13 protein-coding genes are annotated in these 12,120 nt (G+C 75.6%); 11 read left to right on the top strand and 2 right to left on the bottom strand.

Annotated elements, in window-relative coordinates; translation table 11 throughout:
- Positions 1-92 precede the first annotated feature (92 nt).
- From ACFSBI_RS08310 to ACFSBI_RS08355, 10 genes are all read left to right on the top strand, one after another.
- Positions 93-578, top strand: coding sequence for an FBP domain-containing protein (locus ACFSBI_RS08310; RefSeq protein WP_377933877.1), 486 nt, complete (start codon positions 93-95; stop codon positions 576-578).
- Positions 579-631: 53 nt separating this feature from the next.
- Positions 632-1,675 carry an N-acetyl-gamma-glutamyl-phosphate reductase gene (argC, locus tag ACFSBI_RS08315; RefSeq protein WP_377933879.1) on the top strand — a complete coding sequence of 348 codons (1,044 nt, stop codon included), beginning with the start codon at positions 632-634 and terminating at the stop codon, positions 1,673-1,675.
- Complete coding sequence (gene argJ / locus ACFSBI_RS08320) at positions 1,672-2,823, top strand: bifunctional glutamate N-acetyltransferase/amino-acid acetyltransferase ArgJ (protein ID WP_377933881.1); 1,152 nt, start codon at positions 1,672-1,674, stop codon at positions 2,821-2,823. The genes argC and argJ overlap by 4 nt, the downstream gene beginning before the upstream one ends.
- Entirely contained in the window at positions 2,820-3,719 is a 900-nt protein-coding gene (gene argB, locus ACFSBI_RS08325; RefSeq protein ID WP_377933883.1) for an acetylglutamate kinase, read from the top strand. Before argJ ends, argB begins: the two co-directional genes overlap by 4 nt.
- A complete protein-coding gene (locus ACFSBI_RS08330) occupies positions 3,716-4,900 on the top strand; it encodes an acetylornithine transaminase (RefSeq protein ID WP_377933885.1) in 1,185 nt (394 codons plus the stop codon). Before argB ends, ACFSBI_RS08330 begins: the two co-directional genes overlap by 4 nt.
- Positions 4,901-4,948: 48 nt before the next feature.
- Positions 4,949-5,680 (top strand): SGNH/GDSL hydrolase family protein, encoded by a 732-nt coding sequence (locus tag ACFSBI_RS08335; protein ID WP_377933887.1) that lies wholly within the window; start codon positions 4,949-4,951, stop codon positions 5,678-5,680.
- Between the two features lie 85 nt (positions 5,681-5,765).
- Positions 5,766-6,689 (top strand): ornithine carbamoyltransferase, encoded by a 924-nt coding sequence (argF, locus tag ACFSBI_RS08340; RefSeq protein WP_377933889.1) that lies wholly within the window; start codon positions 5,766-5,768, stop codon positions 6,687-6,689.
- Between the two features lie 59 nt (positions 6,690-6,748).
- Positions 6,749-8,173, top strand: coding sequence for an argininosuccinate lyase (gene argH, locus ACFSBI_RS08345; protein ID WP_377933891.1), 1,425 nt, complete (start codon positions 6,749-6,751; stop codon positions 8,171-8,173).
- A complete protein-coding gene (locus ACFSBI_RS08350; RefSeq protein WP_377933893.1) occupies positions 8,170-8,310 on the top strand; it encodes a hypothetical protein in 141 nt (46 codons plus the stop codon). The genes argH and ACFSBI_RS08350 overlap by 4 nt, the downstream gene beginning before the upstream one ends.
- Positions 8,307-8,945 carry a DNA-3-methyladenine glycosylase gene (locus tag ACFSBI_RS08355; RefSeq protein WP_377933895.1) on the top strand — a complete coding sequence of 213 codons (639 nt, stop codon included), beginning with the start codon at positions 8,307-8,309 and terminating at the stop codon, positions 8,943-8,945. The genes ACFSBI_RS08350 and ACFSBI_RS08355 overlap by 4 nt, the downstream gene beginning before the upstream one ends.
- Positions 8,946-8,961: 16 nt before the next feature.
- Here ACFSBI_RS08355 and ACFSBI_RS08360 read toward each other — a convergent pair whose 3' ends face one another.
- Together ACFSBI_RS08360 and ACFSBI_RS08365 are read right to left on the bottom strand one after the other, a co-directional pair.
- Positions 8,962-9,522 carry a hypothetical protein gene (locus tag ACFSBI_RS08360; RefSeq protein ID WP_377933897.1) on the bottom strand — a complete coding sequence of 187 codons (561 nt, stop codon included), beginning with the start codon at positions 9,520-9,522 and terminating at the stop codon, positions 8,962-8,964.
- Between the two features lie 18 nt (positions 9,523-9,540).
- Entirely contained in the window at positions 9,541-10,137 is a 597-nt protein-coding gene (locus ACFSBI_RS08365; RefSeq protein WP_377933899.1) for a DNA-binding protein, read from the bottom strand.
- 91 nt (positions 10,138-10,228) lie between these two features.
- Here ACFSBI_RS08365 and tyrS point away from each other — a divergent pair, with 91 nt between their 5' ends.
- The gene (gene tyrS / locus ACFSBI_RS08370; protein ID WP_377933901.1) at positions 10,229-11,527 is read left to right on the top strand and encodes a tyrosine--tRNA ligase; all 1,299 of its coding nucleotides are present in this window, start codon (positions 10,229-10,231) and stop codon (positions 11,525-11,527) included.
- Positions 11,528-12,120 lie beyond the last annotated feature (593 nt).

Raw genomic sequence — 12,120 nt, forward strand, 5'->3', positions numbered from 1 at the left:
CGTCCGCCGGCACGGCGGCCTGAGCCGCCGACGACACCTCCACCCGTTCCCGCGCGGCTCCGCCGCGCCCGCTCCCGGAAGCGAACACCCGCATGCACGCCCTCGACCGGGCGGGTCTCCTCACGTCGTTCGTCAACACGACGCGCAAGGAGCTCGCCGACCTGACCCCGCCGGACCTCGACGACCTCGCCTGGGACCGGCTCGACTACCTCGGCTGGCGCGACCCGAAGCGCGACCGCCGCGCCTACGTCGTCCTGCCCGCCGACGACGGACCGGTCGGGGTGCTGCTGCGCCAGGCCGAGGCCACCGCGCGCACCCGGGCCCAGTGCTCCTGGTGCCAGGACGTCCGGCTGCCGAACGACGTCGTCTTCTACGCCGCGAAGCGTGCCGGCGCAGCGGGCCGCCGGGGCGACACGGTCGGGACGCTCGTCTGCCGCGACTTCCAGTGCTCGGCCAACGTGCGCGTCCTCCCGCCCCTCGCCTACACCGGGTTCGACCGGGAGGCGGCGCGCGACGACCGGATCGTCGAGCTGCAGCTGCGGGCGGCCGGCTTCGCCGCGGCGGTGCTCGGCGGGTGACCGGCGCCGGGCGGCCCGGGGAGCCGCCCGGGCGCGGTCGGTAGGGTTCCCAGGTGGGATTCCGGGTGGCGGTCGCCGGTGCCAGCGGCTACGCGGGCGGCGAGCTGCTCCGCCTGCTCGCCGGGCACCCGGACCTCGACGTCGTGACGGCGACCGGGCACTCGAGCGCCGGCTCGCGGGTCGGGGACGTGCAGCCGCACCTCGCCTCCTGCGCGGACCTCGTGCTCCAGGAGACGACGCCCGAGGTGCTCGCGGGCCACGACGTCGTCTTCCTCGCCCTGCCCCACGGGCAGTCGGGCGCGCTCGCCGAGCAGCTGGGCGACGACGTCCTGGTGGTCGACGCGGGCGCGGACCACCGGTTGGCCGACGAGGCCGACTGGCGGGCCTTCTACCCGGGGCCGTGGCACGGGGCCTGGCCGTACGGCGTGCCCGAGCTGCCGGTCGCGGGCGGCGCCCAGCGCGACCGCCTCGCGGGGGTGAAGCGGATCGCGGCGCCGGGCTGCAACGCGTCGGCGGTGTCGCTCGCGCTCGCGCCGGCCGTCGCCGAGGGGCTCGTCGGCCCCGACGACCTCGTGGCGGTGCTCGCCGTCGGGCCTTCCGGCGCCGGCCGCTCGAGCCGCCCCGACCTGTCCGCGAGCGAGCTGCTCGGCTCCGCCCACGCCTACGCCGTCGGCGGCACGCACCGCCATACGCCCGAGATCCTGCAGAACCTGGCGCAGGTGACCGGGGTGCGCGGCTCCGTCTCCTTCACGCCGGTGCTCGTGCCGATGGCGCGCGGCATCCTCGCGACCTGCACCGCCCGCCTCGCTCCGGGAGTCGACGAGGCCGCGGTGCGCGCCGCGTACGAGCGCGCCTACGGCGGCGAGCGGTTCGTCCGGCTGCTGCCGGCCGGCCGCTTCCCGGCGGTGGAGCACGCGCTCGGCGCGAACACGCTGCTGCTCGGCCTCGCGGTCGACGAGGCGGCGGGCCGGCTGGTCGTCGTCGCGGCGCTCGACAACCTGGTGAAGGGCACGGCCGGCGCCGCGATCCAGTCGGCGAACATCGCCCTCGGCCTGCCGGAGTCGGCGGGCCTCCCCATCGACGGAGTGGCCCCATGAGCGTGACCGCAGCTGCAGGCTTCGAGGCGGCGGGGGTCGAGGCGGGGCTGCGCAGCGGCCCGGGCCCGGACGTCGCCCTCGTCGTGAACCGCGGTCCGTCCGCGTCGGCCGCGGCCGTGTTCACGAGCAACCGCTGCACCGCGAACCCGATCATGTGGAGCAAGCAGGTCATCACCGACGGGGTCGTGTCGGCGATCGTGCTGAACGCCGGCGGGGCGAACTGCTACACGGGGATGCTCGGGTTCCAGACGACCCACGAGACCGCGGAGGCCGCCGGTCGGGCGCTCGACCTCTCCCCGGGCGACGTGCTCGTCTGCTCGACGGGGCTGATCGGGGAGCAGCTCGACTCCACGAAGATGGTGAGCGCGGTCGGCCGCGCCGCCGAGGCGCTCTCGGCCGACGGCGGCGAGCGGGCCGCGCGGGCGATCATGACGACGGACACCCGGCCGAAGCAGGCGGTGCGCACCGGTGGCGGCTGGACGATCGGCGGCATGGCGAAGGGCGCCGGCATGCTCGCGCCCGGCCTCGCCACGATGCTCGTCGTCATCACGACCGACGCGGACCTCGAGTCCGCCGACCTCGACGCCGCGCTGCGCACGGCGACCCGCGTCACCTTCGACCGGCTCGACTCCGACGGCTGCATGTCGACGAACGACCAGGTGACGCTCCTCGCGTCGGGTGCGAGCGGCGTCGCGCCGGACCTGGCCGCGTTCACCGCGGCCCTCACCGACCTGTGCCGCGACCTCGTGGTGCAGCTGCAGTCGGACGCGGAGGGCGCCGCGCACGACGTCACGATCGAGGTGCGCTCCGCGGCCAGCGAGGAGGACGCCGTCGAGGTCGCCCGCGCGATCGCCCGCAGCAACCTGTTCAAGGCCGCGGTGTTCGGCAACGACCCCAACTGGGGCCGGGTCCTCGCGGCCGTCGGCACGACGTCCGCCGCCTTCGACCCGTTCGGCATCGACGTCGCGATGAACGGGGTGCGGGTCTGCCGGGCGGGCCAGCCGGACCAGCCGCGCGACCTCGTGGACCTGACCGATCGGGCGGTGTCCGTCGTCGTCGACCTGCACGCGGGGCTCGACGCGGCGACGCTCTGGACGAACGACCTCACGCACGACTACGTGCACGAGAACTCGGCCTACTCGTCGTGAGCCTGCCCGTCCAGACGACGACGCCGGAGGAGGCGGCCGCCAAGGCGGCCGTGCTCGTCGAGTCCCTCCCGTGGATCACGCGGTTCGCCGGGCGCGTGATCGTCGTCAAGTTCGGCGGCAACGCGATGGTCAGCCCCGAGCTGACGGCCGCCTTCGCGGAGGACGTCGTCTTCCTCCGCACGGTCGGCGTCCGGCCCGTGGTGGTGCACGGCGGGGGGCCGCAGATCAGCGCGATGCTCACCCGGCTCGGGATCGAGAGCGAGTTCCGCGGCGGCTACCGGGTGACGACCCCCGAGGTGATGGAGGTCGTCCGGATGGTGCTGACCGGGCAGGTGAGCCGCGACCTCGTCGGGGCTATCAACCTGCACGGCCCGCTGGCGACCGCGATCTCGGGCGAGGACGGCGGCCTGTTCAGCGGCCGGCGCCGCACGGCCCTCGTCGACGGCGTCGAGACGGACCTCGGCCGGGTCGGGGACGTGGTCGCGGTCGACCCGACCGCCGTGGTCGCCCAGCTCGACGCCGGCGGCATCCCGGTCGTCTCGACGATCGCGCCGGACGCGGACGCGCCGGGGGAGTCGTTGAACGTGAACGCGGACAGCGCCGCCGCGGCGCTCGCAGTGGCGCTCGGCGCCGAGAAGCTGGTCGTGCTCACCGACGTCCCCGGCCTCTACGCGGACTGGCCCGACCGCGACTCCCTGGTCTCCAGCATCGGCACGACCGAGCTCGCGGCGATGCTGCCGTCGCTCGAGTCGGGCATGATCCCCAAGATGACGGCGTGCCTCGAGGCGGTCGAGGGCGGCGTCCCCAAGGCGGCGGTGATCGACGGGCGGGTGCCGCACTCGGTCCTGCTCGAGGTCTTCACCGGCAGCGGCATCGGCACGGAGGTGGTCCCATGACGGACGTGCAGCAGCGGGCGGGCTGGCGGGAGCGCCACGCCCACGACCTGATGGGCAGCTACGCGCCGCCGCTGCGCCTGCTCGAGCGCGGCGAGGGCTGCTGGGTGTGGGACGACGAGGGCACCCGGTACCTCGACTTCCTCGGCGGCATCGCGGTGAACTCCCTCGGTCACGCCCACCCCGTGGTGCTCACCGCGATCGCGGAGCAGGCCGCGCGGTTCGTGCACGTCTCCAACTACTTCGCCTCCGCGCCGCAGCTCGGGCTCGCCGAGCGGCTGAAGCGGATCACGGGCGCGGGGGAGGAGGGCCGGGTCTACTTCGGCAACTCCGGCGCCGAGGCGAACGAGGCCGCCTTCAAGCTCGCGCGCCGCACCGGGCGACCGCGGATCCTCGCCCTGAAGAACGCGTTCCACGGCCGCACGATGGGCGCGCTCGCCCTCACCGGCAAGCCGGCGATGCAGCAGCCGTTCCTGCCGCTGCCCGGCGGCGTCGAGCACCTCGACTCGACGGTGGAGGCGCTGCGGCAGGCGATGCGGGACGACGTCGCGGCCCTGGTCGTCGAGCCGATCAAGGGCGAGACCGGCGTGGTGCCGCTGCCCGAGGGCTACCTGCGGGAGGCGCGGGAACTCACCCGCGAGTACGGCGCCCTGCTGGTCGTCGACGAGATCCAGACCGGCGTCGGGCGCACGGGGGCCTGGTTCGACTACCAGCACGAGGGGGTGCTGCCCGACGCGGTGACGATCGCCAAGGGCATCGCGGGCGGGGTGCCGCTCGGCGCGATGGTGACGTTCGGCGCGGCGAGCGGCCTGCTGCAGCGCGGCGACCACGGCAGCACCTTCGGCGGCAACGCGCTCGCGGCCGCGACGGCGAACGCCGTGCTCGACGAGATCGAGCGCGCCGACCTGATCGGCAACGCCGCGCGCCGCGGCGAGCAGCTCCGCACCGCGGTGACGCGGATGGGCTCGTCCCTCGTCACCGAGGTCCGCGGCCGCGGCCTGCTGATCGGCGTCGGCACCGTCGACGGCGCGGCGCCCGCGATCGCGGCGGCGGCGCTCGAGCGGGGCCTGATCGTGAACCCGATCAACCCGACCTCGGTGCGGATCGCGCCGCCGCTGATCGTCGGCGACGCGGAGGTCGACTTCTTCACCGAGGTCTTCGGGGCGGCGCTCGCCGCGGCCTGACCGGCCCGACGCGGCCGGTCCCGAGACGGCGAGGGGCATCATCGTGCGATGAGCTCGTCGCGACCACGCCGGCTGACCCGACGCGCGGGGCTGGCCGCCGCCGCCGGCCTGCTCGCCGGGGCGGGGGCGGTCGCCGCACGGCCGGCCGGCCCGGCCGTCGACTCCGCCGCCGCGGCCGTGCTCCCGCCCGCACCGGCGGACGGGATGCGGGGCCCGAGCATGTTCGTGCTCGGCGACTCGTGGGCCGCGGGCCTGCACGCGGACCCGGACGACGCGCTCGGGCAGGTGGCCGCTCGGGTGCTCCGCTCCTCGGTCCGGGTCGACGCGATCTCGGGCACGGGCTACCTCAACCCCGCCGGCGCGAGGACGTACCCGGACCGCGCGGCAGCGGCGCACGGCGACGAGCAGCTCGTGGTCGTCCAGGGCGGCAGCAACGACGGCTCCCAGGACCTGGACGCGCTCGCGGGCGCCGTCCGCGAGACGGTGGCACGCCTGCAGTCCGGCTTCCCCGGCGCGGCGCTCGTCCTGCTCGGGCCCGGGCCGGACCCGCTGCCGGTCACCTCCGGCCAGCGCCGCGTCGACGAGATCATCGCGGGCGCGGCGAAGGCGATCGGCGTGCCGTACGTGTCGATGCTGCAGCAGGACTGGATCCCCGAGGACCGGGCGGACGCGGTCATCGACCCGGCGACCGCGCACCCGACCCCGCAGGGCCAGGAGTACCTCGGCATCCGGCTCGCGGCCGCGCTGCACCTCGTCGTGCCCGAGGTCGTCAGCGCCTGATCGGGCGAGCGGCGGCCGATTTCAGGCGCCCGGCTCGCGCCCCTAGCCTGGCTCCTCCCGCCACCGACCGAGGAGCCCGACCCGCATGACCCGTCACTTCCTCCGCGACGACGACCTGAGCCCCGCCGAGCAGGCCGAGGTGCTGGACCTCGCCGCCGCGATGAAGGCGGACCGCTGGGGCCGGCGCCCGCTCGAGGGCCCGCAGACGGTCGCGGTGATCTTCGACAAGTCGTCGACGCGCACCCGGGTCAGCTTCGCCGTCGGGGTCGCCGACCTCGGCGGTAGCCCGCTGATCATCTCGACCGCCAGCAGCCAGCTCGGCGGCAAGGAGACGCCCGCGGACACCGCCCGCGTGCTGGAGCGGATGGTCGCCGCGATCGTCTGGCGCACCTACGCCCAGTCCGGCCTCGAGGAGATGGCTGCCGGCACGCGCGTGCCGGTGGTGAACGCGCTCTCCGACGACTTCCACCCGTGCCAGCTGCTCGCCGACCTGCTCACGATCCGGGAGCACAAGGGGGAGCTCGCGGGGCTCACCGTCGCCTTCGTCGGCGACGGCGCCGACAACATGGTCCACAGCTACCTGCTCGCCTGCACCACCGCCGGCATGCACGTGCGGGTCGGCTTCCCGGAGGCGTACGCGCCGTCGGAGGCCGTGGTCGCCGACGCGCGGCGCATCGCCGAGGGCACCGGCGGCTCCGTCGTGCTCACCCACGACCCCGAGGCGGCGGTCGCGGGCGCCGACGTCGTCGTGACGGACACCTGGGTGTCGATGGGCCGCGAGGACGAGAAGGCCGTCCGCATCGAGGCGCTCTCGGGCTACCAGGTGACCGAGGCGCTGATGGCGGCCGCGAAGGACGACGCCGTGTTCCTGCACTGCCTGCCCGCCGACCGCGGCTACGAGGTCGCGCCCGAGGTGATCGACGGGCCGCGCAGCGTGATCTGGGACGAGGCGGAGAACCGGCTGCACGCCCAGAAGGCGCTGCTGGCCTGGCTGCTCGAGCGCGCCTGACCGGGCCGAGCCGCGAGGCGGACCGGGCCGACGGGGCGCTCAGTACGCTGGAGGACGACATGAGCGACCAGGGCCACGCGACCAACGCCGGATCACTGTGGGGCGGCCGGTTCGCCGAGGGCCCGTCGGACGCCCTCGCGGCGCTCTCGCGCTCCACGCACTTCGACTGGGCGCTCGCGCCCTACGACCTCGCGGGGTCGAGGGCGCACGCCGCGGCGCTCGCGGCGGCCGGCCTGCTCACGGCGGAGGACGAGGCCGCGATCACCGCCGCGCTCGAGCGGATCGGGGAGCGCGTCGCCGACGGCTCGCTCACGCCGGCTCCCGACGACGAGGACGTGCACGCGGCGCTCGAGCAGGCGCTCATCGCCGAGGCGGGGCCGGAGCTCGGCGGCCGGCTGCGCGCGGGCCGCAGCCGCAACGACCAGATCGCCACGCTGATCCGCCTCTACCTGCGCGACCACGCCCGGGTCATCGGCCTCGCCGTCACCGACCTCGTCGACGCGCTGGCGAGCCAGGCGGAGGCCCACCCGGAGGCGATCCTCCCCGGCCGCACGCACCTCCAGCACGCGCAGCCGGTGCTGCTCGCGCACCACCTGCTGGCGCACGCCTGGCCGCTGGTGCGGGACCTCGACCGGCTCGGCGACTGGGCCCGCCGCGCGGACGCCTCGCCGTACGGCTCCGGCGCGCTCGCGGGCAGCAGCCTCGGGCTCGACGACGACCTCGTCGCGCAGCGCCTCGGGTTCTCCCGCACGGTCGAGAACTCGATCGACGGCACCGCCGCCCGGGACGTGGTCGCCGAGTTCGCCTTCGTCGCCGCGATGATCGGGGTCGACCTCTCCCGCCTGGCGGAGGACGTGATCCTCTGGTCGACCCGCGACGTCGGCTTCGCCCGGCTGCACGACTCCTGGTCGACCGGGTCGTCGATCATGCCGCAGAAGAAGAACCCCGACATCGCCGAGCTCGCGCGCGGCAAGGCGGGCCGGCTCGTCGGCGACCTCACGGGGCTGCTCACGACGTTGAAGGGCCTGCCGCTCGCGTACAACCGCGACCTGCAGGAGGACAAGGAGCCGGTCTTCGACCAGGTCTCGACCCTCGAGGTGCTGCTGCCCGCGGTGACGGGCCTGGTCGCCACCCTCCGGTTCGACGTCGAGCGGATGGCGGCGTCCGCCCCCGAGGGCTTCTCGCTCGCCACCGATGTCGCCGAGTGGCTGGTGCGGGAGGGCACGCCCTTCCGCGACGCGCACGAGATCACCGGTGCGCTCGTGGCCGCCGCGGAGGCGCGCGGCACGGACCTCGACGGCCTGACCGACGAGGAGATGGCGGCGGTGTCGCCCTCGCTCACCCCGGAGGTGCGGCGGGTCCTCACCGTCGAGGGCTCGGTCGCGAGCCGCACGGGCCGCAGCGGCACCGCGCCGGAGCGGGTGCGCGAGCAGCTCGCGAGCCTCACGCGGCAGGCCCGCGCCGCGAAGGAGCGCCTGCCGTGAGCGAGCGGCCGCGCCGCGACCCCGGCCCGGCGTGGCTCGTCCGCGCCGTGGTCGTCGTGGCGGTCCTCGTCGTGGTCGCCGCGCTCGTCGTCACGATCGCGACCGGGACGCTCTTCACGACGCCGAACGGGCGGTGATCGACCGCGCGCTGCTCGCGCGGCCCGCGCTGGAGGCGGCGCCGCTGCTGCTCGGCGCCGTCCTCACGCGCACGACGGACGACGGCCCGGTCGCCGTCCGGCTCACCGAGGTGGAGGCGTACGGGGGAGCGGAGGACCCGGGCTCCCACGCCTTCCGCGGCGAGCGCCCCCGCAACCGGGCGATGTTCGGTCCGCCGGGGCACCTCTACGCGTACTTCACCTACGGGATGCACACCTGCGCGAACGTCGTCTGCGGGCCCGAGGGGGCGGCGAGCGCGGTCCTGCTGCGCGCGGGCGAGGTCGTCGCCGGGCACGACCTCGCGCTCCGGCGGCGCGGGGGAGCGCGGGACCGGGACCTGGCCCGGGGGCCCGCGAGGCTCGTCGTCGCGCTCGGCATCGCGCTCGCCGACGACGGCGCCGACCTGCTCGGCGGCGGCGGCTGGTCGCTCGACCCCGCCCCGGAGCCGGCCGAGGCCGTGCGGGGGCCGCGCGTCGGGGTCGCCGGCGACGGCGGCGACGGCGGCCGCTTCCCGTGGCGGTTCTGGATCGACGGCGACCCGACCGTCTCCGCCTACCGGCCGGGCGGCCGCAGACGACCGGCGGGGGCCGCCCGCGGTCCCGGCGCCGCGCGGTAGCCGGCTCGGGCGCGGGTCAGGTGCGGACCAGCAGCACGACGCCCGCCGCCGCGGCCGCCCAGATCCAGCTGCCCAGCGTGCCGATGATGAAGCGCTCCCGCACCGCGCCGTTCTCGAGCTCGGTGAAGCGGCCGACGCCCTTGATCGCGATGACCACGGCGAGCGCCTCGGGCACGCCGGCGACGATCGCGCCCGCGACCGCGAACCGCTCGAGCAGGCCGATCACCTCGCCGCCGCGCAGCACCTCCCGCTCGCCGACCACGACCCCGCCGTTCGCGCCCTCGCGCTCGTCGACCACCGCCCGGTCGAGCAGCAGGCGCACCGCGGGGCTGCCGCCGGCGACCGCGGCGACCAGCACGGCGACGGTCGTGATCGCCGTGACGACCGTCGGCGCCGGCACCGCCGGGAGGGCGGCCGCGAGCAGCGAGACCGCGAGCAGGGCTCCGGCGAGGATCGTGAGCAGCCGGCTCGGGCGGCGCCAGGCGAGCACCGCGGCGACGGCCGCCGCGACTGGGCAGAGCACGAACAGGAACCACCCCAGCGCGACCAGCAGGCCGTACGGGCCGTAGACGTCCACGGCGGACCAGGGTACGGGTCAGGCCGCGCCGTCGAGCCGCGCCAGCAGGCGCGCGAGCGCCGGCACGGCCGCCTCCTCGAGCCGGATGCCCGCGGCGCGCGCCCGCTGGCTGACCGCCTGCGGGGTCACGCCCTCCTCGTCGGCGATCTGCGCCTGGGTGAGCCCGGCCCGGAGCCGGTCCGCGACCGCCCAGCCCTCCTCGGACCGCCGCGCGCGCACGTCGAGCAGCAGCTGCAGGAGCGCCGTCGCGTCGCCGGCCGCCGTCTCGTCGTCGGCTCGCACGTCGACCCGGTGCTGCGCGCGCTTCGCGGCCTCGACGGCGGCGCGCGCCGCGACGAACGCGGGCCCGCGCGCCTCCCTCGTGGACGCCGGCAGCGGCTCGGCGACGCCGCCGACCCCCACGCCGACGCTCCACCCGGCGTCGCGCGTCAGCTCCAGCACCGCCTGCAGCGCCGCCTCCGCCTCCGGGAGCACGAGCTGGAACTCGTCGCCGGCGGTGCGGTCGGGCCCGAGCACCGCACCGGCCGCGCGCCAGCGCTCGGCGTCGTCCTCGAGCGCACCGACGCGGTCGACGTCCTGCTGGCTGCCGACCTGGTCCACCGTGAGGACGAACACCCATCAAGTATCACGACTTGATGGGCCCAGATCAAGCCCTCGGCCTTGTCCGGCCAGGGCGCCCTCCGCTCCCGCTGGTACCGTCGCACACGTGCCGAAGACCGCGCTCGACCGACAGCACAACGACGCGTCGTTCCCGTCGCTGTGGGACGAGCTGCGCTGGCGCGGGCTCGTCCACGTCTCGACCGACGAGGCCGCGCTCGCCGAGGCGCTCGCCGGCGGGGGCCTCACCGCCTACTGCGGGTTCGACCCGACCGCGCCCAGCCTGCACCTCGGCAACCTGCTGCAGATCCTGCTGCTGCGTCGTCTGCAGCTCGCCGGCCACCGCCCGGTCGGCCTGGTCGGTGGTTCGACGGGACTGATCGGCGACCCCCGGCCGACCGCGGAGCGCGTGCTCCAGTCGAAGGAGCAGGTCGCGGAGCGCGTGCGCCTGATCCGTGAGCAGGTCGAGCGGTACCTCGACTTCGACGGGGACGGGGCGGCCGAGATGGTCGACAACCTCGACTGGACCTCGGGGCTGTCGGCGATCGACTTCCTCCGCGACGTCGGCAAGCACTTCCGCGTGGGGACCATGCTGAAGAAGGACGCGGTGTCGGCCCGGCTGAACTCCGACGCCGGCATCAGCTACACCGAGTTCAGCTACCAGATCCTCCAGGCCTACGACTTCCTGCAGCTGTTCCGCACGAGGGGGTGCACCCTGCAGACGGGCGGCAGCGACCAGTGGGGGAACCTGACCGCCGGGGTGGACCTGGTGCACCGCGCCGAGGGCGCGGCGGTCCACGCGCTCGGCACCCCGCTGATCACGAACAGCGACGGCACCAAGTTCGGCAAGAGCGAGGGCAACGCCGTCTGGCTCGACCCGATGCTCACGACCCCGTACGCGTTCTTCCAGTTCTGGCTCAACACGACGGACGACGACGTGCTCGACCGGCTCAAGGCGTTCACGTTCCTGACCCGGGACGAGCTCGAGCGCCTGGAGGGCGCCCGCGTCGAACGGCCGGGAGCGCGCGAGGCGCAGCGCCGGCTGGCGTGGGAGGTGACCGCGCTGGTCCACGGGGACGCGGCCGCGGACGGGGCGCGCGACGCGTCGGCCGCGCTGTTCGGCACCGGCGACCTGACGTGCATCGACGAGGGCACCCTGCTCGCGGCGGTCGCGGAGCTGCCGGGCACCGAGGCGGCGCCGGGGGACCGCGTCGACCTGCTGCTGTCCCGCACCGTGGCGAAGTCGGTCGGCGAGGCGCGGCGCGCGATCGCGCAGGGCGGGGTGTCGGTGAACAACCGGCGGATCGAGGACCAGGACGCCGTGCTGGCGGAGGAGGACCTCCTGCACGGCCGCGTCGCGGTCCTGCGACGCGGCAAGCGCACGCTCGCGGCGGCCCACCGGCGCTGACGGCGACGCCGGTCCTCATGCGAGCCGGCCGCGCCACGGGGTGACCCTCGGGCTGGTGGGGGGACCGGCTGACCGGCCTTCCAGGACGAGGGACGGCAGCCGTCGGCGTCCCGGTGAGGCGGCCCGAGGCGCCGAGACCCCGCGTTCTCACCCGCCGCGATCCTCCCTGGGCGGCCTGCGCCGACACGTCGTCGCGCCGGGCCGGGCACCCCGCCCGCCCGACGGCGGACCCTCCTCGGCGCGGGAGCCCGGGCCCTCCTCGGTCCGCTCGCGCGCGATCGCACGAGCCGTGCCGTTCGCGCGCTCCGACGCGCCGTTCGGCGCCGAGAAGCGCGTGTCAGCGGCTCCCTGGAGGGGCTCAGGAGCGCGACACGCCCGTGTGTTTCGCGCAGGTTGCGAAGCGCCCGCCGGGCACGTAATGTCTTCTCTTGTCACTGCGACGAACGGATGAGCAAGGCTCTCCGGGCCACAGTGGTGGCGGATCTGGTCGAGGCCCTCAGGGGCCGGCCGAAGATCATCGAGGCACCTCTGGTCGTCTGGCGTGAGTCGGGCGGGGGATGGGTGGTCGATCTTTGAGAACTCAACAGCGTGCA

Origin of the sequence: Amnibacterium endophyticum (assembly GCF_042680685.1) — a bacterium.
GTDB lineage: Bacteria > Actinomycetota > Actinomycetes > Actinomycetales > Microbacteriaceae > Amnibacterium > Amnibacterium endophyticum.